21 protein-coding genes are annotated in these 25894 nt (G+C 37.7%); all 21 read right to left on the minus strand.

What is annotated here, in order from left to right:
- Positions 1-8: 8 nt before the first annotated feature.
- Complete coding sequence (locus tag ACSVDH_RS24730; RefSeq protein ID WP_439252813.1) at positions 9-461, minus strand: tripartite tricarboxylate transporter TctB family protein; 453 nt, start codon at positions 459-461, stop codon at positions 9-11.
- 108 nt (positions 462-569) lie between these two features.
- Positions 570-1598, minus strand: coding sequence for a tripartite tricarboxylate transporter substrate binding protein (locus ACSVDH_RS24735; protein ID WP_439252812.1), 1029 nt, complete (start codon positions 1596-1598; stop codon positions 570-572).
- Between the two features lie 523 nt (positions 1599-2121).
- A complete protein-coding gene (locus ACSVDH_RS24740; RefSeq protein WP_439252811.1) occupies positions 2122-3837 on the minus strand; it encodes an adenine deaminase C-terminal domain-containing protein in 1716 nt (571 codons plus the stop codon).
- 18 nt (positions 3838-3855) lie between these two features.
- Positions 3856-4920 (minus strand): ABC transporter ATP-binding protein, encoded by a 1065-nt coding sequence (locus ACSVDH_RS24745; protein WP_439252810.1) that lies wholly within the window; start codon positions 4918-4920, stop codon positions 3856-3858.
- A gap of 15 nt (positions 4921-4935) precedes the next feature.
- On the minus strand, positions 4936-5724 hold the full coding sequence (locus tag ACSVDH_RS24750; RefSeq protein WP_439252808.1) for an ABC transporter permease: 789 nt from the start codon (positions 5722-5724) through the stop codon (positions 4936-4938).
- A 6-nt stretch (positions 5725-5730) separates the two neighbouring features.
- On the minus strand, positions 5731-6552 hold the full coding sequence (locus tag ACSVDH_RS24755; protein ID WP_439252806.1) for an ABC transporter permease: 822 nt from the start codon (positions 6550-6552) through the stop codon (positions 5731-5733).
- A 106-nt stretch (positions 6553-6658) separates the two neighbouring features.
- On the minus strand, positions 6659-7588 hold the full coding sequence (locus ACSVDH_RS24760; RefSeq protein ID WP_439252805.1) for a nucleoside hydrolase: 930 nt from the start codon (positions 7586-7588) through the stop codon (positions 6659-6661).
- Between the two features lie 18 nt (positions 7589-7606).
- Positions 7607-8656, minus strand: a complete 1050-nt coding sequence (locus ACSVDH_RS24765) for an ABC transporter substrate-binding protein (protein ID WP_439252803.1) — start codon at positions 8654-8656, stop codon at positions 7607-7609.
- A 184-nt stretch (positions 8657-8840) separates the two neighbouring features.
- On the minus strand, positions 8841-9194 hold the full coding sequence (locus tag ACSVDH_RS24770) for a DUF2294 domain-containing protein (protein WP_439252801.1): 354 nt from the start codon (positions 9192-9194) through the stop codon (positions 8841-8843).
- A gap of 322 nt (positions 9195-9516) precedes the next feature.
- On the minus strand, positions 9517-10680 hold the full coding sequence (locus tag ACSVDH_RS24775; RefSeq protein ID WP_439252799.1) for a Gfo/Idh/MocA family protein: 1164 nt from the start codon (positions 10678-10680) through the stop codon (positions 9517-9519).
- A gap of 31 nt (positions 10681-10711) precedes the next feature.
- Positions 10712-11503, minus strand: a complete 792-nt coding sequence (locus ACSVDH_RS24780) for a sugar phosphate isomerase/epimerase family protein (RefSeq protein ID WP_439252798.1) — start codon at positions 11501-11503, stop codon at positions 10712-10714.
- 290 nt (positions 11504-11793) lie between these two features.
- Positions 11794-12678, minus strand: coding sequence for an ABC transporter permease subunit (locus ACSVDH_RS24785; RefSeq protein WP_518618326.1), 885 nt, complete (start codon positions 12676-12678; stop codon positions 11794-11796).
- A 37-nt stretch (positions 12679-12715) separates the two neighbouring features.
- Positions 12716-13642, minus strand: coding sequence for an ABC transporter permease subunit (locus ACSVDH_RS24790; protein ID WP_518618372.1), 927 nt, complete (start codon positions 13640-13642; stop codon positions 12716-12718).
- A gap of 139 nt (positions 13643-13781) precedes the next feature.
- Positions 13782-15308: an extracellular solute-binding protein gene (locus ACSVDH_RS24795; RefSeq protein WP_439252784.1), complete on the minus strand. Its 1527-nt coding sequence runs from the start codon at positions 15306-15308 to the stop codon at positions 13782-13784.
- A gap of 232 nt (positions 15309-15540) precedes the next feature.
- Positions 15541-16242, minus strand: a complete 702-nt coding sequence (locus ACSVDH_RS24800; RefSeq protein WP_439252782.1) for a DUF1961 family protein — start codon at positions 16240-16242, stop codon at positions 15541-15543.
- An 85-nt stretch (positions 16243-16327) separates the two neighbouring features.
- Positions 16328-18928, minus strand: a complete 2601-nt coding sequence (locus ACSVDH_RS24805; protein WP_439252780.1) for an exo-rhamnogalacturonan lyase family protein — start codon at positions 18926-18928, stop codon at positions 16328-16330.
- 225 nt (positions 18929-19153) lie between these two features.
- Complete coding sequence (locus tag ACSVDH_RS24810) at positions 19154-20632, minus strand: MFS transporter (protein WP_439252779.1); 1479 nt, start codon at positions 20630-20632, stop codon at positions 19154-19156.
- A gap of 246 nt (positions 20633-20878) precedes the next feature.
- On the minus strand, positions 20879-21730 hold the full coding sequence (locus ACSVDH_RS24815) for an AraC family transcriptional regulator (protein ID WP_439252778.1): 852 nt from the start codon (positions 21728-21730) through the stop codon (positions 20879-20881).
- Between the two features lie 316 nt (positions 21731-22046).
- The gene (gene iolI / locus ACSVDH_RS24820; RefSeq protein ID WP_439252777.1) at positions 22047-22892 is read right to left on the minus strand and encodes a 2-keto-myo-inositol isomerase; all 846 of its coding nucleotides are present in this window, start codon (positions 22890-22892) and stop codon (positions 22047-22049) included.
- A 75-nt stretch (positions 22893-22967) separates the two neighbouring features.
- The gene (gene iolG / locus ACSVDH_RS24825; protein WP_439252776.1) at positions 22968-24008 is read right to left on the minus strand and encodes a bifunctional inositol 2-dehydrogenase/D-chiro-inositol 1-dehydrogenase; all 1041 of its coding nucleotides are present in this window, start codon (positions 24006-24008) and stop codon (positions 22968-22970) included.
- A gap of 764 nt (positions 24009-24772) precedes the next feature.
- On the minus strand, positions 24773-25783 hold the full coding sequence (locus ACSVDH_RS24830; RefSeq protein ID WP_518617423.1) for a substrate-binding domain-containing protein: 1011 nt from the start codon (positions 25781-25783) through the stop codon (positions 24773-24775).
- Positions 25784-25894: the final 111 nt, after the last annotated feature.

The following is a 25894-nucleotide window of genomic DNA, read 5'->3' on the forward strand; positions in this document are numbered from 1 at the left end:
TCCACCTCCTAACTAAACCACGCGGGAAACCCCGGCAAAGTTCCATTTAACACTTCCACAAACAAATAATACACACCAAATGAAAAACAACCGGCAATCAGAAGAGTTTTCCACCTACCGCCGCGCTCCATGACCTGAAACCCAATAATAAGAAATAGAAAGGTAGACATGACATAACCTATCGTTTCTAAAAACAAACCATAAAGAATGGCAGATAGAAGCATGATCAGAAAACTTTTATAGTCGAGAGCTGAACGATCTTTCTTAGCTTGATAGAAAAACGTTTCATAGAAGAGACGTAAACTCAATAGAATTAAGAGTATTCCTAAGCCTAACGGAAAAATGTCTGGTCCAACGTTGCTTCCATAGGCACTATCAGATATTTTTCTACTTTCTACGATAAAAGCAAGTCCAATCACCATAAATAGTAAACTTGAATATCTATCAAACGTCTTGCTCATGATTAACCCCCAAAAGTAAAAATAGGGAGAGGAAGAAGCTCACCCTTTTGTAAAAGGGGCAATTCCTCTCTTAGAGACTGAATTCATTCGGTAAGCTTCATTTTCTTTTTATTTAGCCATACCTAGCTCAGTATAGAGTTCTTTATACATTTGCTCCTCTTTTTCCATTGCCTTTACGAAATCAGTTGAACTCAAATAACCATCCTGCCACCCTTGTTTTTCAAGCTCCTGCTTCCATTCATTTGTTTCTATTAAAGAATTGATTTGTTCTTCCCAATATTTTTTTGCATCGTCTGACATATTTGCCGGGCCAAAAATTCCGCGCCAATTTGTTAATTCTGCATCAACCCCCTGTTCCTTATAAGTAGGGATCTCTTTAAACTGTCCAGGAAGTCTTTCTGGAGAGGAAACGCCTAATATCCTTACTTTCCCGGCTTTTAGATACTCGTAAACAGAAGTTACATCAGAACTGATCACATCTGCATTACCGCCAAGCAATGCCGTTAACGCCTCTCCTCCGCCATCGTAGGATACATATTTGATCGACTTTGGATCAACACCGGCTTTCATAGCCGGAAATACAACATTTAAGTGATCAAATGCCCCAGGACCTGATCCGCCTGCAAACGTTATTCTTGTTGGATCAGCTGCCAAGTCTTTGTAAAGCGCTTTCAAATCCTTGTATTTGGAATCAGCACTTACAGCTAATACGTCATGCTCTGTTACCAATTGTGCCAATGGTGTGATATCTCTATATGAAACAGGACTGTTACCCTCTTTTTTTAGATGATTCAACAGAAAAGGTGTTGACGTGACTAGCAGCTTGTAATCATTTCCTTTTTCCTTTGTAGCAAACTCGACTGTTCCTACAACTTGTCCGCCTCCAGGTTTGTTTTCAACTATGGTTGTTTGGCTCAATAATTTTGTATCTGTAAGAACCTTTGTTAAAGCCCTTGTCGTCGTATCAAGCCCTCCACCGGCACCAGTAGGCACTAAAAAAGTAATTGGTTTAGCTGGATAGTTTGAGGTCTTTTCATTTGTCGTATCATTCGCATTTGAGGAGGCTAAATTTCCTTCACATGCAGTTAAGCTTAAACTAACAATCCCTATTAAAAGCAAGTATAAAAATTTTTTCATCTGAATCCCCCATTTTATTGACCGTGCTCTTATAGTACTTCATCAAATAGTAAATCCCTCATAATCCCCAGTTCCCCCCACAAAAAAAATTTATTCATATCTAATATTCTGCTTATCTCTAAAACACGGGTTCCTTTAACAAATCCCCCTTCCTTTAAAGAAGTTACTAAAAAAATCAATTGATCGAATTCTTTAGTTACTTTATTGTATCTCGATTTTAGACGTTAAAAAAATTGAAATAATTCATATCCAGGTATGCAATTTTAGAATGTTTAGCATGGTGATAAACTAATTTCAGGTCGTATGTACTAAACTATTATGTCTTTTGGCATTAAAACCCCTCCGTATGTGTTGATACTTATTATTTCGGTATTTTAGAAAAACTTGACTAATCACCCATTCCCAATGGTGAAAGCCTCAATCCATAGCAAATTTTACGATAGCAAAAATGCGAAGAAGAAAAAGTCATACACCAACCTTCTCTTCTTCGCATATTGATCTTCATTCAATTGGCACAGGGCCCCTATACTCCATCAAGTACCAAAGGAACTAATTTCCCTTCATTAACACTAATCAATCCGTAATCAGTTATTTTTAATTCCGGACTGACAGGAAGTGAAAGAGTGGACAAGGACATAATAACATTGTAATGTTTGTACCCTAACGATTTAAGAACATTCGTTAGATGATCGACTTGCTTTGAGATAACATCTAACGGCTCTTCCGAAAGAATTCCACCTACTGGTAATTCTAGCATAGAAAGGATTTTCCCATTTTCTACACAACAGATACCGCCTTGCTTGCGAATGACCTCATTAGCTGCTAGAACCATATCCTGCTTATTATAACCAACAACTAACAGATTGTGATTATCATGAGAATAAGTGGTTGCGATCGCGCCTCGCTTTAAAATGTCTCCGCCAATTAAGCCTTGCGCACGGTTGTTGTTTTTGCCGTAGCGTGCAAACGTGGTGATTTGCGCATATTGGCTATTTTCCCAGCATAGCTTGCCGTCTTTTACTTCGATCTGATCATGTCTTTCCTCAGTAAATGTCGAACCATCTTGAACGTGCATAATTCGGCAGTTATAGTGATCATCAGCGAGTGAAACATTTATCACAAAATCTTGCTCGGTCAGTTCTTCCAGGATTACACTATGATAGAAAGGCGCTGGAAATTTTCCATCCTGTCTTGCTTGAATATAAGGCTTGGATGCATCAAACACAAGCTCTCCTTTTTTATAAACCATCTCAATTTCAAAATCCTTTAAATTTTCGACAAGAAGAAAATCTGCTATTTTACCTGGCGCAATAGCTCCTCGGTCGTACATTCTCATCCGCTGTGCAGGTGTATAAGTGCACGCATAAATCGCTTTTTCTGGCGACATCCCCATCTGGATCGCTTTCTTCAATAGAACATTTAAATGGCCTCTTTTTTGGAAGGAATCAGCCATAACATCATCTGTCACAAAACAAAAATGCTCATCAACTTGCTTTGTATTTAAATAATTCATAACGGCTTTCGTCATTGATTTTTCCTGAATTTCAAGAAACATTCCTGCCGCAATCCGCGCTTCCATTCCTTCTACTGTTTGATGGGTATGATCTGAATTCACTCCTGCAAATGCCACTTTTTGCAAGTCTAAATCAAGCAATTTTGGAACATGGCCCTCAATAATCAGATTAGGATAGTGTGTGCGGATATACTCCAAAATTTGATTCGTTTTCCCATCATGATCTGAAACGATCTCATAGTAATTCATAATCTCGCCAAGACATCTAATATCTTCCGTTTTCAGCAGCTGATCGATATCACTTATTTCAATCGCTCCTCCTGTTGTTTCCATCGTTGTTGCAGGAACAGAACTAGGAATGGCATAAAACATATCGACGACACAATCCTTGCTTGCCTTAATCATTTCCGTTACACCTGAAATACCAAACACATTGGCCATCTCATGAGGCTCCGGGACAATCGTTGTTACACCGTTTTTTATTAACCCGTAGGAAAACGTAGACGGTGTCACCATTGTGCTTTCAATATGCAAATGAATATCAATCAAACCGGGAATTAGATACTTTCCGTTACCATCAACGATTTCGTTTGCTTTTAAAGTTTCTGCACCACGTTTACCAATATATAAAAACTTACCGTCCTTTATCGCTACATTGCCTTTATCAAAGGTTTTAAAATAGCTATTGTAAACATTAGCATTTACGACCAGCATATCAATTTTCAATACTTTCTCCTCCTCTTGCTAGTCAACAAGCACCATTTGATCTTTCGGAATTTCGAGGATCACTTCCTGACCTGCATGATAAGGTTCGATCATTTCCTTATTCACCGTAAAATCCCCAATTGGCGTTTCGACGACATACTGAAAGCTTCTTCCAAGATATGTGCTAATCTTAACCCGTCCAAACACACTATTTGCAGGATTCATTACAAGTTGACCTTTTTCCGTAATAATCAAATTATCAGGTCGAATTGCCCCTGTTTTTCCAGAATGATTGATTATTTGTTCATTTTTATCGATGATAAAAGAATGACCCGATTTGCTTAGTTCGATTTGATTTCCATTATCTTTCCGCTCATCAAACTCAATAAAGTTTTTAAATCCGATAAAGTCTGCAACAAATTTAGTCTTTGGATATTTGTAGATCATTGTTGGCTCATCAAGCTGCTCAATGACGCCTTTATTCATAATTGCTACCTGATCAGAGATCGAGAAGCATTCCTCTTGGTCATGTGAAACATAAACAGTTGTAATGCCTAGCTCCTGTTGAATGCGGCGGATTTCCACCCTCATATTCACTCTTAGGTTTGCATCAAGATTACTTAACGGCTCATCGAACAAAAGAATATCTGGTTCAATAACGAGTGCCCGTGCAATCGCAACCCGCTGCTTTTGTCCGCCTGAAAGTTCTTTTGGAAACCTTTTTTCAAATCCCTTTAGATCGACAATTTCTAATACATTCATGACGCGCTTTTCAATGTCACTTTTCGCTGCTTTTCTAAGCCTTAATCCAAATGCGATGTTATCGAAGATAGACAAGTGCGGAAATAACGCATAGTTTTGAAACACAAAGCCAAAATTCCGCTTGTTCACTGGCACCTTTGTATAATCCTTATCTTTAAATAAAAACTTCCCTGAATTCGCTTGTAAAAATCCAGCGATCAACCGAAGGGTCGTCGTTTTCCCGCAGCCGCTTGGACCAAGCAGGGAAACAAGCTTTCCTTTTTCTATTTCAAGATTAAAGTCTTTTAAAATATTTTGTTTATTGTAAGCAACAGATATGTCTTGTAAAGTAAATAAAGCCATCCACTAAAACCCCCTTTATCGTTTTGTAAAATAAGATAGTCCCATGAGTCTCTCAACCATAAACATGAAGAAAGCCGTAATGATCATAAGTAGTACGGAAATGGCTGCAATCGTAGGGTCAAAATAGTTTTCTACATATGTCAGCATCTGAATCGGAAACGTACTTACTCCAGGACCTGTCATAAAAACCGAAATGTCTACATTATTGAAGGACTCCAAAAAGGCGATCATAACAGCAGCTAAAATTCCTGACTTGATATTCGGAAGGACCACTGTAAAAAACGTTCTTAGTTTTCCGGCACCTAAGCTTTCCGCCGCTTCTTCAATTGAAAAGTCAAAGTTTGACAAGCTTGAAGAAATGACGCGAATAATGAACGGAAGCATGATGATGGTATGTCCGATAAATAAAGCGGTATAGATCGGAAGCTGATAAACCCCGACAATATAGCGCAAAAATGAAAAGCCGAGCACAATTCCCGGAATAATAATAGGTGAAACGAAAATAGCATCTAATAGCTTTTTTCCTTTAAAATCAAATCTGCTTAATGCATAAGCAGCCGGGACTCCGAGTAAAAGGGCCATTAGATTGCCGGCAAGTGAAACAATAATCGACGTTTTAAAAGTCGTTAAAAACATCTGTACATCAAAAATATTGAGATACCATCTGAATGAAAACTCTTCTGGAGGAAATTTTAAAATACTTCCGCCTTCAAATGATGTAATCGATATAATTAGTAAAGGCCCTAGTAAAAAGACAAACACCAGGAATGTAAACAGGGCCAATCCTCGATTTTTTTCCTGCATACACCTCTACCCCTTCGGATTTAATTTTCTTGCCAGCCCATTCATGATGGCAATAATCAGAATCGTTACCGCAATCATGATCGCTGCGACAACAGATGCTACCTGCCAATCATTTAACGTCATAGCATTTTGATATAAAAACGTCGAAATGACACGCTGCTTTCCGCCAAGCAATGCAGGAGTTGTATAAGCAGTAAAACTCCCTACAAACACAAGAATGCTGCCAATCACTAAGCCGGGAACACAAAGCGGGAGAACAATCTTTGTAAAGACAGTCACTCTTGATGCACCTAAGCTTTCAGCTGCTTTTAACAAATCGAGTTCGATGTTTTCCATTACACCTACTAGCGTGACGATAATTAACGGCAAAAATAAATGAACTAAACCGATGATGATTGCAGTCGGCGTATAAAGAATATCTAACGGTTCTTCAATCAACCCGAAGAACAGCAAAATCGAATTAAGCAAACCATTTTTACCAATGATAATCATCCAGCTAAATGAACGGACAACTGAACTTGTTAATAACGGAAAAATCGTCAATAATAGCATAATAGCCTTCATTCTTGCACTAAGTTTTGAAATATAATAGGCTGCTGGAAAACCTAATAAAATACAAATAAACGTTGTGAGCAGACTCACTCTAAGCGTTGTGAGGAGGATATCTACAAAATATCGATCTGTGAAAAAATCAAGATATCCTTGAAAGGAAAAACCATTTTCGTTAAAAAATGTCGTCCCAATCGTCATGATGATTGGAATCAACATAAAAATGGTTAAAAACAGAACACCAGGCAACAGCAACAGGTATGCATAATGTTTTTTCATCTTCTAACCCCCTGTTCGATTTGTTTTATGATTGGCTGTTTTCAACTCTGGTATTTATCTTTTAATCTGTTTATCGTTACATACAACAATCTTTTAGAAAAGCGCCTTATGAGTTGATAATACGAATAAACAGGTCAAAAAACGCCTCTACATTAACGTCAAGACAAACATCGACATTTTCCGGCTTCATGAGCCGATTTTGAAAGTCGCAAACGAACTGTCCATCACAAAGCTCACTGCTTGTTTCGACATCACCATAAACTTTTTCAGTTATCACAAGCTTTTTTTGGATGGCAACGCCGACAGCTAAAGGATCATGCATGGCACAGCCCCATACACCATTTCGTTCAAAATATCGCTGCCTGTAATCTGATGTGCTCGTTCTTATATAGTCAGCGAGTGTGTTATTTTCAATCAGTTGAATATGCTCTTCTGTTAATAGAGTCTTTCGTGTTACATCTAATCCGACTTGTGTTATCGAATTGAAGCCCGCTTGCAATACAATTTTGGCTGCTTCGGGATCAACATACATGTTATACTCCGAGGTTGGCGTCACATTGCCACTGCCATGGATAACCCCGCCCATAAAAATGACCTCTTTTACATATTGGGTAATTTGCGGGCATTTTTTAATAGCTAGTGCCAAATTTGTTAACGGCCCTGTTATAACTAACGTGATTTCATGCGGGAAATTTAAAATGGAGTTAATCAGAAAGTCAGGGGCAAAGCCCTCTTCAGGCTTCTGGGAAATCTCTACATCCTTTAGGGCTCCACCTAGACCATCTTCTCCATGAATTCGATGTTCAAAAAAGCGATCTCTAAGAATAGGGGCATTCGCCCCTTTAATGACTGAAATGTCTCGTTCCCCTAAAAGATCAAGAATTTTCAATGTATTTTTCGTAGCTGAATCTAGGGATACATTCCCGTTTACGGTTGTAATTCCCAAAATGTCAAACTGTCGGCTTTTTACAGCAAGAATAATCGCAATTGCATCATCGATTCCTGTATCTACATCGAGAATCAATTTTCTTTTCATCGCTAACACCTCTTTTTCTTACTGTGCAAGTTCACGGTTCCAACGGTTGATCCATGCTTTTGAGTGTTCATTGACAAACTTCATATCTAAAACTACTAAGCTTTTTACAACATCTTCACCGTAAGTTAATCCTTCAGCTTCTGCTTCAGATAGTTGAACTTCCGTATTAACCGGAGAATCTATCTTCTCTTTCGCAGACTTTTCTTGAACTTCCTTACTTAAAAGATAGTTAATAAATTCTTCTGCTAATTCTTTATTGTCAGTTCCTTTTACAACATTGACCGTATTCATGACGGCATATCCGCCCTCTTTAGGTGATACAAATTCTGCATTCGGAACAGCCTCCTGCAAATCTGCAAAGTACATTTCCATAATCGGACCTGCCGCAATTTCACCTTGTGCAAACATATTAACAAACTCAGATGTTTGGCCATATTCCTTTACAACATTAGGCATAAGCTTTTTCATTTGCTCGAAAGCCTGATCTTCATTAAATTCTTGGCTTCCGCTAACCTTTGAGGCAGCATCTAAAAACATTGGACCTGATGTTGAAGTAATCCCAGGAACCGTAATGGCACTCTTTAAATCCTCACTCCAAAGATCCTTCCATGAAGTTATCGGCTGAGCCACCTCATCAGGATTATAAGCAATTCCAAATTGCGCAATCGTATAAGCTGGTCCATACTCTTCACCTAGCGGCGCTTTTGCTGCATCATAAATGTGATCAATATTAGGAATCTTGCTGCGATTGATGGTTTCAAACAATCCATCATTAATTCCTTGTTGAGCATAGTAGTCCGACAGGAAAATAACATCGACATCAGCAGTACCTTGACGGACTTTATTTAAACGGTCGGCATTATTTCCAGTATCTAGCACAATTTCAACATTGTGCTCCTCTTCAAATGGTTTATACACTTCTTCACGAAAGAAGTCTTCAGCGAATCCCCAAGTAGAAATGACTAATTCGACTGGTTCTTGCTTATCATTTGCTGAATCTCCATTAGGAGCACATGCAGCTAATAAAAATAAAGATGACACGACAAGACCCTTAATGATTTTTTTCATTATGTTATACCTCCAGTTTTTATTTTTATTATGTCTTTTTATATGCAAAAAAAAGACAATCTTAAATAGAATAATTATTCTACTCAAGATTGTCTTTTCTTTGTAAACAAAGATAAAACCGATCTGTCGTTACATTATGCCGGCATCCTTCTAAGATGAATCAAAGAAGGTAGTCCATCTATTGTTAATTTTCTTCTAACACAATATTCGTAAAAGCAAATTGTGTCGCTGAATCATAATCTCTTAGAACAGCTTCAATCTTCCAATCCGTCTGCTCTTCCAGCTTTTGCTTTAGCTTCTTCTTATAAAGGAGCGACATATGAAAATCGACCTCCAATTTTAAGTTTGGAGCCTCTCCTTCTAAAGCGGCAGAACGCGGAGCACGGCGATGCTTGGCTTGAAACGTAATCACATTATCCTCAACTTTAATCTTTAATAAGGTTGTACCGAAGCCAAATAATTCCTTAGATACTTCATTGTACAAATGGGAAAGGAATTTCTTTGTTTCATTCGAATCAGTCGGAAAAATGCGAATCACCTGCCAAAATTATCGTTAGTAGTAATTATACACATTTTCGACCCTAAGACAAGATAATATACGGTTTTTTAATAAAAAATATCTTAAATATTTTATGACAATAATATTTTTGTAGTAATAACCGAACTATTGCGAATGATAGTTATTACTTATTAGCTTGGAGATTTTGTACATGCCCCTTTGAAGGAAACATCTTTAATAATTTGAGGATGAATAATATCCTCTTTTTGACCTTTTGAGATTCTAGCCATTCTCGTGCTACTCTAGGTCCAATAGTCTCAAATGGCTTACCTTAAATGAAGTAAGCCATTTTCACTTATTATCAATGTGTTCCTGCAACATCCAAAACAACTTTTGTTACGTTCTCTTTTTGAAAAGTAGAATGATTTATTTTTTCTTGCAGCTTTTCATAATATAGATCTGCATCAATAGGTAACTCAACTGGCTCGTTTAACCAAGAGGATAAGTAAATGGCATTTGAGATTTCCAAGCCTTTTATTCCCTCTTCCCCTGGTGCCAATAAAGGTGTGCCTTTAGTGATCGAGTCTATCCAATTTTGAATGATCCCTTGGTGTTCTGTATAAATGCCTTTAATCGGGATATCGATTGTCCAGCATTCAGGTCTTCCAAAACCGCCAGTATAGGTTGCATTGAAATCACGTTCTGATTGCGTCAAGCGATAAAAGGTCAGTTTATGGTTCTCAACCACTATTTTCCCGCGATCACCAGCAATTTCAAAGCGGTTTGTTCCAGGTGCTTCACCGGTAGAGGTAATGAATACGCCAGTTGCGCCATTTTCATATTCTACATAGGCTGTGAGATCATCCTCGACTTCAATATCATGATATTTGCCATAGCCGCAAAATGCCTGAACTTTCTTCGGCATAAGTCCTGTTGTCCATTGCCATAAATCCAACTGATGCGGTGCCTGGTTTAATAAAACCCCTCCGCCTTCTCCTCGCCATGTTGCCCGCCACTCGCTTGAATCATAATAGCTTTGAGAGCGGTACCAATCCGTGATAATCCAATTGGTTCTTTTAATTTCACCTAGCTCACCAGATTGAATAAGCTCGCGCAGCTTTTGATAAATTGGGTTGGAACGCTGGTTATACATAATCCCAAAGACTTTTCCGCTTTCCTTTGCTGCAAGATTCATCTCCGCTACATCTTTGGTATGGACACCAGCCGGTTTTTCAATAAGAACATGCAGCCCTTTTGCGAACGCCTTTATTGCTAGTCTTGGATGATCATAGTGTGGAGTTGAAATAAGGACTGCATCAATACCGGATTTATTCAAAAATTCATCTTCATCACTAAAAATCTGTACATCTCCTTGAAAATCACTTACTAATGATTCGAGTTGATCTTGAAATGAATCACATATTGCGGTTAGAATGGCTCCTTTTATTTTGCCTTTACCCAAAAGCTGAACATGTGATCTCCCCATATTTCCAATCCCAATAACGCCAACTTTAATTAAACTCATCTGTCTCACTCCATATTATAATGTTCAAATATTAACGGGCAGTTAAATCTCCTTTACTCGATCTTTCTTTTAATTGTTTTGCCAATTGCTTTAAGTTTCTTAAACTTGTTTCTAAGCATTCCAGTGGCGGACGTTCACAAATGTCCTGCTCGACCGCATACCATTCGATTCCATTTTCTTCACCCCATTGTAAAATCGGGAGAAAATCAATAACTCCAGTGCCCACTTCTGCAAAGGTTTGTCGTACATCATTCGTCATATCCTTTAAGTGGATGATCGGCATCCGATTTGCATAAGGAGCGATATATTCTGATGGATCCATTCCGGCCTTTTTCAACCAGTACACATCAATTTCTGCTAGAATGTGATTATCTTTCGATGGATCAAGTAAATAACGAAGTGCGTCTTGCCCGTCTATATCGATGTCAAACTCGAATGCATGATTATGATAGGAAATCCTATATTCTGGGGCATCCTTTGCAATTTGGTTCAACAATTTTTTTATTCCTTTATATTCTTCAGGACTCCGCAATTCTGGAGCCAAAAAAGGCAGAATAATATCTTTTGTGCCATACAACTCTGCTTCTTTTAATACACCATTAAGGTCATTTTTTAACCGATTTAATGAAGTATGCATTCCTGCTGCATACAAGTTATTTTCTTTTAAAGCCAAAGCCACTTCGTTTTGATCATAGTCTTTTGGCAAAGCGGAAATCTGCACACCTGCCCAGCCCATATCCTTAATGGTTTTGAATAATGGACGTATTCCTTCTTTTAATTCTTCTCGTAATGTATATAATTGGACTGCAAATTTATTTTCCATTAGTAACACTTCCTCTCCCTATTAATAAGAAAGTTTAGAGAGGTCTTTTGGCCGCTATAGTTGGCAAAATGTTTAACGCTCTCAAAACTATGTAAACAATAGCCTTTTAATCTTCAATTAAGCAGTGTTCTTTCAGGTGTTATGTATTATTATAGTTTAATAATCGTTCGGTTCATGGTCTCATATTGCCTAGTTATCTCCTAAAATTATCTGAGATTGTTTTATATGTTATTTCTCCATAAAAAAGGACAATCTACTGTACTTAAACAAATACATTGCCCTCCAACTTATTATCCTTTTACAGAACCTAATAACATTCCTTTGGCAAAATGCTTTTGGAGGAAAGGATAGACGATTAAAATCGGTAATGTTGCTACGACAACGACGGCAAGTTTCAATGATTGCTCTGGTGGTTCAACATATTCTGCACCCATTGAGGCTGGATCGCTCAACATCGATTGGGAAAGGAGAATGATTTGCTGAAGCAATACTTGAACTGGCCATTTCGTATTGTCATTGATGTATAATAATGCACTAAAGAAATCATTCCAAATCGCGACCGCATAAAAGAGTGCAAAGGTTGCAAGCACAGGTTTTGACAGCGGGAGCATAATTCTCCAGAAGATCCCAAACTCCGTACAGCCATCAATTTTAGCTGACTCCTCTAATTCTGCAGGGATATTTTGAAAGAACGTTTTTACAATAATTAAATTAAATGGATTAATCGCTGCAGGCAAAATCAAAGCCCAATAAGAATCCAATAATCCCAATGATTTCACAACTAGATAAGTAGGAATCATTCCTCCGCTAAATAACATTGAAAATACAATGAGATTCATTATGGTACTGCGTCCCATTAAATGTTTTCTAGATAGCGGATAAGCCATCGTAAAGGTAAAAAAGAGACATACAAGCGTTCCGACAACTGTTACACCAATGGATACTAATATGCTTCGGGTAAATGTAGCTGTTGAAAAAATATATTTATAGGATTCCAGTGAAAATGTTTCTGGAATGATAAAAAAGCTTCTTCTCGTTAACTCTGCTTCAGTAGCAAATGATCCAGCAATCACATATAGGAATGGACAAACCATCAGCAATCCGATGATTCCTAAAAAAATAAAGTTGAATACATCAAATACTCGACCTGCTGGAGTATTGTGCATTTTTGGCATTGCCATTTGCAAACACCTCCTCTAAAATTAAAACCAATTAAAAGATCCCGTCTTGTCCCATTTTCTTCGCCAGCTTGTTCGCACCTAAAACAAGAATGATGCCGACGACTGATTTAAACAAGCCCACTGCTGTACTATAACTATATGCACCTTGTGTAATCCCTACAAAGTAGACATAGGTATCAAATACATCTGCCACACTGCGGTTTAATGAATTCGACATTAAGAAAATTTGTTGAAAGCCTGTATCCAGGAAGTTTCCAAGCCGCAAAATGAGTAAAACGATAATTGTACTTCTTACAGCTGGCAGCGTAACATGCCACAATCTTCGGAAACGACCTGCTCCGTCTACAATTGCTGCTTCATACTGTTCTTGATCGACAGTTGCTAGAGCGGCTAAGAAAATAACCGTGCCCCAGCCTGTTTCTTTCCAAATAATTTGTCCCATTATGAGCGGGCGAAACCACTCAGGTGATGATAAAAAGTTGATTTCCTTTCCATAAAAATAAGAAACAATTTCATTCATCACCCCACCGCTTGTTGTAAAGAAAATATACGTGATACTTGCAACGATTACCCATGACATGAAATGGGGCACGTATATAAAGGTTTGAATCGTTCTTTTATAAGAATTAATCCGTAATTCGTTTAAAAGAAGTGAAAGGATGATTGGTGCTGGAAAAAAGAAGACCAGGTCTAATGCCGCTAAAATGAAGGTATTTCGTAATAATCTAAAAAAATCGGGGTTTTGAAAGAAATTTATGAAATTTTCAAATCCCACCCATTCACTGCCTAGCATTCCTTTAAATGGAGAATAATCTTGAAAGGCAATGACCACTCCCCACATAGGTGCATACTTAAAGATGAGAAAATAGAGAATTCCCGGAATTAATAAGAAATAAAGCCAGCGGTCTCTTTTCAATCGCTGCCGTTTGGTAATGGTAGTCGTTTGCCTTTTGCTCAATAAATGCGTCGATTGACGGTATTCTTGATTAACATTTTGTTTTAGTAAAGCCACTTTCTCTCCCTTCCTTCCTATGTAATACGATTTTTTGTGAAAAGCCAGGAGGTAAGCATTGCACCACCTGACTTTACAAATCTATTTATTTTTTTGTTTCTTTGTACAGTTTATTTATTTCTTCGATATAATCGTCCCCACCCGTACTGCGCCATAATTCAATCGCATCTTTAAAACCGGCTTCATCGATTTGCCCAACGATAAATTTGATGCGTGCATCATTAATGATATTGTCTAATTGCTGACCTTTTTGTGCGTATACTTCAGAAACGAGTGATTCAGCAGGGTTTGGAACAACGATTTCTTCGTTTTCCTTTTTAACCTGTTCTTCTTTGTCTCTTAAAGGAGTTTGCTTTGGTTTAATAAAACGCTCTTCCGGGATGTATGGCTGAAATTGATTAAAGCCTGTACCTTCATTAACAAGCGCTTCATTACCTTCCTTTAAATCTACGAATTTACCGTCTTTTATTTCATAATGGCGGCCTTCTATACCATTATTGGCTAACTTTTGTGCTTCCTCGTCATTTAATTTATCAATAAACCCTAAAACCTTTTTCAACTCTTCTTCTGTTTTTACGCTGGATTTAGGAATGGCAAGTATACCAGCATATCCAGATGTAGGAAGGTTATGAAGTCCAGTAGGCCCTTCCACTGCACCTATTACATCGATTGGCTCCTTTAAATCAGGATTTGCCGCGAGCATATCCTCTTCTGCACGATGGGCATGGTCTACTACATCAACAATCACACCAGCTTGCCCATTCAAAAGCGGATCTACCCATTTTTGCGGATCCATGACCGCAAAATCTTCATTGATTAACCCTTCATCATAGAGCTTTTTAAAGAATTCTAATGCATTGAAATATTCCTCAGTCATAAAGTCAGGCTGCAGGTTTCCATCAGCGTCTTCTCCCCACTTGTTTGGAACACCGAACCATGTTTGCATAATATCCCATGGACCTGTGTATTTTGATATAACCATTCCGTAAGTATCATCTTTTCCATTTCCATCTGGATCCTTTTCCGAAAACGCCTTTAACATATTGTAAAAATCATCGATCGTTTTAGGGGTTTGCAACCCGACATTTTGCAACCAATCTTTTCTAAAGGTAATTCCATGTCTCCCCAGCGGGCGAGAACGATAGATTCCGTGAATTTTGCCGCCAATTGAGCTATTATTTAAAATCATTTCATTTGCTTGGCTCAAATTTGGATAATCCTTTAAGTATGGCCCAAGTTCCCAAAATGCACCATCCTTTACTGCACTTATGAAACTTGGATCCTTTGATGGAATCATCATAATATCAGGTAATTCTCCAGACGCTAACGTAATGTTTAGTTTTTCTTGGTAAGAAGCATTAAGTGCCCAGTTTATTTTTATATCTGTTTTTGTATATTCTTCAAGTGCTTTTAAAATGGGATTGTCATCACCTGGAGGATCTGGCTGAAAAGTTGTTGTCATAATGGTGATCGTATTATCCGATCCGCCTTTATCAGTATCACTACTTGTTGTTTTTGAATTGCTGCATGCGACTAATGATGAAGTAAGAAGCATGGTCGAAAGGAATGGAAGGACAATTTTTTTACTTAATTCTTTTTTATCTTTTCTCATTTAAAATCCAGCCCCCTGTAATGGAAGATTTTTATTTAGAATCAGGCCTTCACTGATGTGAACAGGATGATTTCTACCTTTGCAGGCATCCCTTCTGTTTTTCTATAAATCTCCATTTATTTACTTATTAATCCTATTTGTATACTTAGTATTTAGGATAAATTTCAACTTTATTGACTAGGTAATACTTTCTTGTAAATTGGATTTTTGATTTGTTATAGGTTATTTCAATTTAGTTGTCAGACAAAAGGGCCTCGTGAACTTGCAAATGTTGATAAGCTGCTTTCATTGGTGCCATTTGTCGAAAGCCAATTTTTCCACCCTTTAAAATACTTCCATATTTCTTTCCATCATCTTTCCATTCAAGTACGGTTAATTTGTTAATAGAAAATTGGACGATCCCTTCATATTTTACAAGCCTCATATGATACGGAGCTATTGCATCCTCAACAGGTGGAAGCGGATCGGCGCCCATCGCTGCTAAATGGAAGCCGTGGCTTTTTCGAAGATTGCACGTTCGGAAGGCTCGTTCATCCTCGTGTTTATGTCTAAAGTAAGATAGATGGAGAGCATTGATTGCTCCTGAGTGATATTCAGGATACTTTCCATTTCTTTGAGGAAGATTTGCGCTAAACAAATCTTCCCCATTACGTCCTGTTGCAGCAAAAAACATCATACAAAGACCTGGCTCCCTAATCGGATAAAAATCCCATTCAATCATAATCTTATCTGGAAAATCAACTGGGCACCAAAATACCCAATGAGCGTTGTCACCATAGATAGCCGGGTCTAATTGATTTTCTAACTGAAGCCGGTCTTCCTTAAAACGGACCTTTGCTTCTCCTTCAAGAACCCAATCTGCAATATCGTTATTTGATGACAATGTATTACTGTATAGTCTTTTGCCTTTATCAAAAAAATAACGTTGGATCATAAAGCATACCTCCTCATGCACAATAGTTCATACCTTACAAAAACGGATAGGATCGTGTCTATTCCCCTGTTTTTTCAAACGCCGTTTAAGTAAGTTGTTTCAACTCATTATTCTTATATAGGCTTTCATCAGAGATTAAATAATCTCCGATCAACTCTAAAGCGATCATTGTATTTAAACACCATTGTGACGTTGTATTTGTGGTTATCGTGGGAACCTCAGTGATTTTTCTCCATGCTTGAACTTCGTTTTCTTCCAAAGGCAGTTTCACCTGACTTATATCTTCATTTAATAATAGATTCCAGGCCTTTGCTGCTATAGAAGGACTCTGTTTTTTTGCTGCTGCATAGGCAACTATACCTGCAGCTAACATTCGATTATTAAATAATTTGTTATGCAATTTTCCATTACTTCTTTTTAGCTTTTCTTCTTGGCTCAATTCATAAAATTCACCGAATTCCGCCAGCATGTCTTCCCATTCTTCGTCTTCTAATAATTGGGCAAGCTCCATCCAGGCCTGCGGACCGCCAAAAGCGATAATCATATGATAGCCTCCCTCATTACCATCCCCCATATGATAAAGCTCATTTGTCTCTGGGTTATATCCAAAGGTTGGACCTGAAAGCAATCGTAGTGGCAATTGTTTGAACGTTTCTATTCCTTTTACTATTTTATTCCGATAGTCGATATTCCCTGTTCTCTCCCATTCTGATAGCCAATTTGAACAAAACGCTGACCAATCCGGACCTACACGAACATGTGTCTTATAATGATCATCTGGGTAAAATTCTCTCATCGGGTCTAAATTTGAAAGCGCAAGTTCTGCATCTTTCACTTCTATTAATAAGTCCCTAGTACGTTCATCTGTTGTGAGAAAATAATAAAATTTATGAAGACCTGCCATGCTAATTCTTGCTTCTTTACAGCCACATCCCCAATGGACGACATTATGTCTTGACCCAAGACCTGCGTATTCACCAAAGTGATAGACATCTACTTCACTTGTATGACGGGTCATCGCCTCAGCCATCTTGAAGATATCTTCCCTGCCGGAACGTAAAAAGGCATACCATAGCCAAATATTCGGCACCAGTTCTGTATTTTGCCAAGCAAAGCCCCCCAAATCGTATCTCCATTGATGACGAATCGGATCGTAAGTATGCATGACATCTCCATAATTCCAGAAGCCATACCATCTGCGTTGTTCAATTTCACGTTTGTAAAAATCAATCGCCTTATCTAGCTCTGATTCTAATTGCGCTTTTATTGGATGGCTTGTATCTGGTAAACTCCAAATGCCTAATGCTTTTGTTTCATAATAATAGGCTGGATCACAGACTAATAGAATCGGTGATTGCCATTCTTCTGTTTTCTCGATTAACTCTTCATGTGATGGTGCATTGATATAGCACTGTAAAAAAATCTCGCTACTGTTTGCAATTCCATATGGCGTTGCTCGCATTTCGTCAAATCCTTCATAAGCACTCACCACATGAGTATCATTGCTGTAATGTCTTAAATCCATTGCCTCACAGTCAGGGGACCAAAACCAGACCTTTAGTTTTGTCGTTGTTTTATTTAATCCAGTTACTTCTAAAGTTGAAGGGAACTTCTGCCAAAAGTTTTTAACACCGATTCCGATCCCTCCATTTTCACCACCAGCATAAATCAATCCCTTGGATCTTGTGCCATGAGTTGATTCAACCCATGAGTAGCCGCTTTTTGTTCGTTTCGCTATTCGATAATGATCTGCAGAATCCTGGGTTAGTTTAAAATCGTTCCAAATTGCATTTTGCTTGACGTGGTCAAGTAAGTCCTCATATTTTTGTTCTGAAAGATTGATCATTTCTCCATTAATTTGTTTTTCATACAGTCCATCGGCATTTCGATGTCGTCTTGTTAACAATAACTGAGCCGGTTCTGAGTAAATGCCTGCATCACCAGCAAAGCGAATATGGCGATTCCATGGCTCTCCTTTTAAAGGAATTGAAAATTCCATTCCCAGCCCTTTAATAAAATCAGTTTGAGGATCTCCATCATAGAAAAATGTGTGAACCATTTTTATCGATGAAGTTCCAGAATAAAAATAGATGCGTAAATGGAAAGGCAGCCATGAGCGCTTGTGATGATTAGAAATGCTAGCATACTCACCTTCAATTTTAATAACACATCTTAATGGGCCATGCTGTTCAATTTCTGCATGTTTGATCTTACTTTCTAACGGGATTTCCTGAATAGTCTTTACCTCAGAAGTCTCATCTCTCACTTCTTGTATTGAAATTAATCTTCCTTTTTCCCCCAGCATTTTTGAACCGCTTACAATTTTCTCGATAAAATGGGTCCCTTTTTTGTTAATGATCCATTGCAGTTCTCCTGTATCTACTTTTATCTGATTTTCTGAATCTATTACTTGTAAGGGAATGTCTGGATTTTGAGTTTCACCAACTTTTAATTCATATGAACCATCATTTGGATGAAAAATTGCGCTATGACCTGTCCATTTCACACTTCCATCCGGCCAATAAGCCATCGGCCAGCTTTGAATAGGAGTCTTCTTACCATCTTCATCGATTAGAGTTACTGTGTCTTCTCTTTTCAGACTTCCTCTCCCCCACGGGACTCCCCATGAAACACCAGAGGGACTTTTCGGACTATGGTTTAACCATTTCAATTTCAAAACCAACACAACCTTTCCTCTTATTTTGAAAATGTAAGAATACCTTCAACTCTATTATTCTGCAGATTATTTTTCCCTACAATCAGACTATTTTGATATATAGCACTCAACATTAGAACTCTAGATAATGATACTTTTTTGCCATTTAATCTTTTTTTGCAATTGCCTGCTTTATTGCTGTTTTGTTGATAATGAAGCTATTGATGTTGTTATACGCTTACAATTATTGATTTTCTATATAATAAGAGAATCTTTTTTCCCTTTAACTTTTTCTTTGATCTCAGCAATCCCTTTTTGAATTTCCTTCATCTTTTTATCATCAAGTTTATAAAACTTCATGGCAATAATTGACACAACCAACCCAATTGCTGGTAAACCGAACGCTAAAACTAATGTTGCGGCAAATAATGAAGGAGTTAATGCTTCCCCAACCTGCGGAAATGCTGAATGATATCCAATTATACCCACAACAGCACCCACAATTGTCGGAGCTAAAGATGAAACTAATTGATCAATAAATGAGAAGATGGTGCCCATCATTCCAGGTACATAACGTCCTGATTTAAATGTTTCATAGTCTGAAACATCTGCAATCATCGGTACAACAAGAGTAGTTGGAATACTAGCAAATCCCAAAGCTAATGAATATAAAACTAAAAACAAAATCGTTTCTATCCCTATATTGGCAAGTGAGATCGTTGTAGGATCATCAATTAGCAGGAATAAAGCAATCAATCCAAGGAAAGACAGGATTCCTATCCAAGCCGATTTAACATAAGAATTTTTCAACCCTTTTTTTCTAGCAATGGCAACTACTATAAATGTTATCAATAGCGTTGGTATGACAGTAATTAATCCTATTTGACCACTCAACGCATAATCTCCAAGCAAAATGCCAAACAACATGACCCCCACTACTGAATTACGAAGAAGACCGGTCGCTAGTTTATCCATGGAAGCTGAAAGAGAGAGCATTTGCAAAGGTCTGTTTCCTTTAATGACCGGCCAATAATCACGAAGTTTTGTACTGATCGTTTGCTCAGCCAATCCATAAAATTCTTTACGATCTTTCGCCCAAATACCAACTGCAGCAAGGAATGCAAAGATTCCAGACAGAATAAGACCATAGGCATTTAATTCAGTAAACAGTCCTAGATTAAATTCACCGTGTTTACCTATTAAATAGGAAGAAACAAAAATTTGACCACCAGTAGAAATTCCTATATTATAAATCCCATCGAAAATAGCATAAAGCGGTCGCTGCTTGGGATTATTGGTTAATACAGTCTGCGCTGCTTTTGTTACACTTGTTTGAAGTGAATAACCGACTTTATTTGCAATTAACATCGCAATAAAAAAAAATAACTGAACTGATTCCGGTAATAAATGAGTTACACTAAAAATAATAATCAAAGTACCTGCCGAAATGAGATTACCTATAATCATTAATGGAATAAACTTACCAAATTTCGACTCTGTTTTATCGATAATATAGCCTATACTGGGATCAATAATCCCATCGAATATACGCGCAGCCATTAAGAGCGTACTTGTTAGCATAACGGCAAGCCCAACTAGTCCTGTCGCATAATAAGAGACAAATCCTAAAATAAATAGGTGAAGATTTGATGACGTGTTATTTAAGGTAAAAAAAGCAATTTGCCATATCCTTGCATTGTTATAATCATTTCCATTCATTGTTGTACTTGACATGATTTTGTCCCCTTTTTAAAGAATTAAATTCAACCACATGTCTTTTATAAGTTTAAGGTATTCATTTGTTTAAACATTCTAGAGGCGAATTACTGTTTAGACCTCTATATGAGTCTTCTTTAAACTAGTAAGTACTCCCCATAGATTTTGAAGTTGATAGGTGAAGAATTGTATTTCTCCATGAACCGAAAGTAATTCCAAATAAAGAATCCGCTTTCAAAATTCCATAATAATCAAGTTTTATATTCATCGATTTTGCAGACGCATTTTACGATACTCTCTTGCTGTTACGCCCATTTTCTCATTGAAATAACGGCTAAAGTGGGAGGCGCTTTCAAAACCGCAATCATAAGCAATCTCATGAATGGCTTTATCCGGCTCCATTTCAAGTAAATATTTTACTTGGGTTAGCCGACATCCCATGACATACTCCATAACAGTAAAGCCTGTCATTTCTTTAAATACATGTGACACATAGGATTTACTTAAATTAAGTGCTTCAGCAATCATAACCAGTGTCAATTTATTCATATAATTCTCTTGAATATAATTTGCTATATTCTCAGCATGTTCGATTTTGTCGCCTTTTTGATTCGGAATTTTGATCGATACCAACTGTCCTAGTCGATATACACTAATTAACACTTGTATAAATAAAGCTTTCATTTCTGTTTCTGCAAGGTGGTCATGGAATTTAGATTTATTCTTCAACTCAGCCAGTTGAGAAATCAATGCTTCTAATCGCTTCGATTCCTTACTTTCATTTGTTCGTATTAAACAATGATGGAGCTTTTGAAAAACTTCAATTAAATACATACTTCCTAGCTCTTCCAGTAAACCTTTAATCCACTCCGGTGAAAAGTGAAGCAAACTTCGAACATAATCCATATTAGGATCAAAATTTGGTCTGTGCATTGTCAGACCATCCATAAGCAAAATATCACCAGGTTCTAAGTCATAAATTTTGTTATGAATTAAATACCGGCACGAACCCTTATGGAAAAAATAAATTTCATATTCCGGATGGGAATGGAAGTCAAAAGAGTAGTCATCCTTCCCTTGTATTCTATATTTCACACGCAATATTTCTTCCTTCAATTCGCCATTCCTCCACGTGAAATTACTATCAGTTTATACTAAAAATGTCATCATTTCGTTACCTGAAACTGTCTTGATTATAACTGAAATTGACTGAGAGTGTTTTCATTAAAAAGAAAGTCGAGAGATAATTGGATGCCTTATATAAAGTTTTTACATACCGCTCCCATGGATCGTTTGAGTTATTTTCCTTTTCGTTTGTCTAATAAAAATAAAAAACGTCTTAAACCCCATATTAACAAGGGTTTAAAACGTTCATTTATATTTTTTGTTAGATTGTGATCTTGTTAGCAACAAAAATTGAAGTAAAATATATTTATACTGGCTGCAAGTCAAAATACTTTGACACTACTTTGAGTGTTGTTTCTTTTGCTGTCTTAATCGTTTCTTCAGCATCCATTTGATAATATTCAGGTCGGAATAATTCAACAGATACAACATCAGAGTATCCAATTTCCTTCAATGTTGATAATAAAGTATCTAAATCAATCGCTCCAAGTCCAGGCCACACACGGTCTTCATCTGTTAGGAAACCAATTGGGAAATCTTCTGTGTCATCGATATGCAAAATAAAGATTTTAGAGCCATCCGCTTTTTTAAGATCCTCTAATTTTGACCCCATCGCATGGAAGTGAAAACAATCAAAAACTAAGCCGACATTCTCACGATTTACGGTTTCCACAATATCGTAAGCTTGGCCAAAGGTATTGACTGTACATTGCGGATGTCCCACAAATTCGACGGCAATTTTTACGCCATAAGGTTCTGCGATATCTGAAAGTTCTTTCAATACCTCTACACAACTATTTTTAATATCCTGTTTCAAAATTTTCTGCTCTGTCACAAGCGGTACTGCTACCACATATTTTACGCCTAGTTTTTTCGCTGCTTTCATCATCTCTTTGAATTCATTGATGATTTCCGTGTAACCAGCTTCATCGCGGTTATTGAAAAACACTAAAGCATTAAATGCTAACGGCTTGATATGGTGTGTATTAAAAAATTCAACGAGCTCGTCCAGAGACTTTTCCTTTAAATACTCAGGCAATTTGTCCATTGTTCGAATTTCGATATAGTCATAGCCGTGTTTTTCACAATATTCTAAGTCCTTTGCTAGATTGGAATTCTCTAACGTCGTAGCTTGATTAAAACAAAGTTTCATAAAGTGATTTCCCCCATTCATTTTTTATTATGCCTATTAAAGGCTGCTATTCAAGTGAGGATGTCTCAACCAAATTTAAGACTGTTGTACAACCTCTTTTTCATTTTTATAGAAGCCTGGCTTTTCAGCTAATGTCACCGGCTCTTTCTCACCTGTTTGTTGTGCCTTCACACAAGCATCCGCCGTGACTGCTGCGATGTAGCCATCCCAAGATGTCGGACCATTAGGCTCACCCGTTTTCTTGATTGAGTCAATGAAATCCTGTAACTCTATGTCATAAGCATCGATAAATCGATCTTTCCAATCCATCAAGATGCTTGTTCCAAGTTTCGCATTTTTACGAGTGGTGATCCCTGGGAACTCCGGCAGGTAGGCAACCCCTTCTTCCCCGATCACTTCACATTGAATATCATAGCCGTACTGACAGTTTACAAACACTTCTGCCGTAATGATAATACCGCTATTTGTTTCTAACGTAATGAGCTGCGGATCGGACAAGTGTGCAAGTGCCCGAGATGTTTTCTTCGGAAATGCCACCTGTACTGATTTATAGTCATCGTTAATTAACCAGTGCAAAACATCAATTTCATGAATGAGCGTATCGTGAATGGCCATATCTGTTGTATAATTCTCGCCAACTGATGGGTTTCTGTGTACACAGCGAACCATTAATGGATCCCCAATATAATTACTGTCAATAGCTTGTTTTAATTTCACGTAACCGCTGTCATATCTTCTCATAAATCCAACCTGCACTAAACGCTTACCGTGTTTCATTTCTGCTTCTACAATTCTCATGCAGCCTTCTGCTGTAGTTGCTAACGGCTTTTCACAAAAAACATACTTTCCAGCTTCAATGGCAGCTAGTACACTTTGTTCATGCGCAGGGCCCCAGCTTGTTACTAGCACCGCATCCACATTGTCATCTGCAACAAGCGCTTTGTCATCAGGATAGATAACGGCATCTAGCTCGAATTGATTAACAACATTTCTTGCCGATGCTTCGTTCACATCCGTTACAGCGACAATTTTTCCGCCAGATAAATTGTTAGTGATTCTTCTAATATGCTCACTGCCGATGGCACCCGTTCCGATCACGCCAAATTTTAAAGTCATGGTCATTCCTCCAAATTCATAAAGTAATTATCGAATGTTTGTTTATTGAAAGGACAAGTCTTATTGTTTAACGTTCACCCTGCACACCATCTAAATCATTTTCAGCATCACTGCTATCATAATCAGCTAAATGGACAGATAACGCTTACAAATTCAATAAAGCTATAAAGATTTGTATCTCCACAGAGTATCCTTTCTTTAATGGACTAAAATCCTTCGGGTTAGGGTTATCGATTACCCTTTTAAATTTGATTTCATTTTATCCTAAACTTCACGAGATTTCAATATTTTTTTAATAAAATTTGTATTCTGATTCTTATAATGATTGAATATAAGAATCAATCAGAGTTATCGATTTCTCACTTTTCATTGTTAAACCCTACGCTTCCCTTACAGAACAAAAGCGCAAGCGCCTTGGTCATCGCCGTACAAACTGGAGGAGCATCGACTGAGATAAAGGAAACACGGTAAGCGAAGCGAACCGATGTTGACTTATCGTAGGGAGATGATCTGAAGTTTGATAGGCGATAGGCGCTGGCAGTCAAAAACGCGACGTCCTGTCGCACTGACTGCACTTGCACATCCTGTGCTTCGGAGCTGGATGTCGCAGTGCTTATCCACAGTTCAATGAATTTTTATACTTTCCTGGTAAACGATAAAAAGACGAGAAATCAAAGTAAAACTAAGATTTCTCGCCTTTTATCGTTTTGACAAGCATTTTTTCATAGGAATCCTCATACTGATCTAATTCCATCTATCTTTTACTATTTTTCATTTCGTTTAGCCGTTGAATGACGAATAATAAGTTCTGGTAAAAGAGAAGTGCGTTGCTTCATGTTATTCTTTTTATTAATTTGCTGAGCCAACAGTTCCATCGCCTGTTTACCCATTTCGTTTATCGGTATATTTACGGATGATAGCTGAGGTTCTACGATCTTACACATAATCGTATTATCAAATCCAATAATAGATAGTTCATCCGGTATCCTGATCCCAAGGCCCTTTGCTGCCAGCATCGATCCAATTGCCAATATATCATTACATCCAAATATCGCTGTAGGTCTTTGAGCATTGTTAAGCAATTCTTTAGCATGCACCTCTGCACCTTCAATGGTTGGTTCATTAATTGTAATAATTAAGTTTTCATCAACCTCTATCCCGGCATTTTCGAGAGCTTTTTTATATCCCTTGATCCGTTCTTCCCCGCTTATGGTTGCATCCTCGGCAATAATTGCAATTCTTCGGTGACCTAATGACAAAAGATGATCAGTCGCCATGTAACCTCCTAAAAAATCATCGCCGCTTATGCTGCCTACAGGAAGTTCTGGCCGTTGAAAATTAACGAAGACAATCGGCAATTCTTCCTCAATTAACTGTTTTAACACTGGTTCATTTTTAAATATCGAAGCGATAATAATCCCGTCCACATGTTTCTGCTTTAATAAGGTAATATGCCTAGCTTCCTTTTCCGGGTCGCTCCCGGTACTGCACATAACAACACTAAATCCCAACTCTTGCCCATATTCCTCTATATATTTTAAATATTGGGCATATATTGGATTGGCCGCATCAGGGATTAATAGCGCAATAGTGTAAGTGGATTTTCCTTTCATCGCAGAAGCCAGCACATTGGGCTGATAATGAAACTCCTCGATGATTTGCATGATTTTATTTTTTGTTTTCTCGCTTATCCGACCCTTATTATTAATAACCTTGGAAACCGTAGTAGCAGAGACTCCCGCTTCCCTCGCAATATCGTAAATGGTTGGTTTCATTTCTCCCCACTCTTTCAACCGATGTATATCCTTTTCACGAAGTGGTATACTCCCGGCTATCGTACTGATTTATTATTTGATCATTATATCACAACCCTTTGAGTTCAGCAT

This window comes from Metabacillus sp. Hm71 (assembly GCF_051842955.2).
In the GTDB taxonomy this organism is placed as follows: Bacteria; Bacillota; Bacilli; order Bacillales; family Bacillaceae; genus Metabacillus.

Coding starts and splice junctions, on each gene's coding strand:
- ACSVDH_RS24830 (WP_518617423.1), bottom strand. CDS start 25,783: ATGAAACCAACCATTTACGATATTGCGAGGGAAGCGGGAGTCTCTGCT.
- ACSVDH_RS24745 (WP_439252810.1), bottom strand. CDS start 4,920: ATGGCTTTATTTACTTTACAAGACATATCTGTTGCTTACAATAAACAA.
- ACSVDH_RS24765 (WP_439252803.1), bottom strand. CDS start 8,656: ATGAAAAAAATCATTAAGGGTCTTGTCGTGTCATCTTTATTTTTATTA.
- ACSVDH_RS24755 (WP_439252806.1), bottom strand. CDS start 6,552: ATGAAAAAACATTATGCATACCTGTTGCTGTTGCCTGGTGTTCTGTTT.
- ACSVDH_RS24795 (WP_439252784.1), bottom strand. CDS start 15,308: ATGAGAAAAGATAAAAAAGAATTAAGTAAAAAAATTGTCCTTCCATTC.
- ACSVDH_RS24785 (WP_518618326.1), bottom strand. CDS start 12,678: ATGCCAAAAATGCACAATACTCCAGCAGGTCGAGTATTTGATGTATTC.
- ACSVDH_RS24730 (WP_439252813.1), bottom strand. CDS start 461: ATGAGCAAGACGTTTGATAGATATTCAAGTTTACTATTTATGGTGATT.
- iolI (WP_439252777.1), bottom strand. CDS start 22,892: ATGAAACTTTGTTTTAATCAAGCTACGACGTTAGAGAATTCCAATCTA.
- ACSVDH_RS24735 (WP_439252812.1), bottom strand. CDS start 1,598: ATGAAAAAATTTTTATACTTGCTTTTAATAGGGATTGTTAGTTTAAGC.
- ACSVDH_RS24810 (WP_439252779.1), bottom strand. CDS start 20,632: ATGTCAAGTACAACAATGAATGGAAATGATTATAACAATGCAAGGATA.
- iolG (WP_439252776.1), bottom strand. CDS start 24,008: ATGACTTTAAAATTTGGCGTGATCGGAACGGGTGCCATCGGCAGTGAG.
- ACSVDH_RS24760 (WP_439252805.1), bottom strand. CDS start 7,588: ATGAAAAGAAAATTGATTCTCGATGTAGATACAGGAATCGATGATGCA.
- ACSVDH_RS24780 (WP_439252798.1), bottom strand. CDS start 11,503: ATGGAAAATAAATTTGCAGTCCAATTATATACATTACGAGAAGAATTA.
- ACSVDH_RS24750 (WP_439252808.1), bottom strand. CDS start 5,724: ATGCAGGAAAAAAATCGAGGATTGGCCCTGTTTACATTCCTGGTGTTT.
- ACSVDH_RS24775 (WP_439252799.1), bottom strand. CDS start 10,680: ATGAGTTTAATTAAAGTTGGCGTTATTGGGATTGGAAATATGGGGAGA.
- ACSVDH_RS24800 (WP_439252782.1), bottom strand. CDS start 16,242: ATGATCCAACGTTATTTTTTTGATAAAGGCAAAAGACTATACAGTAAT.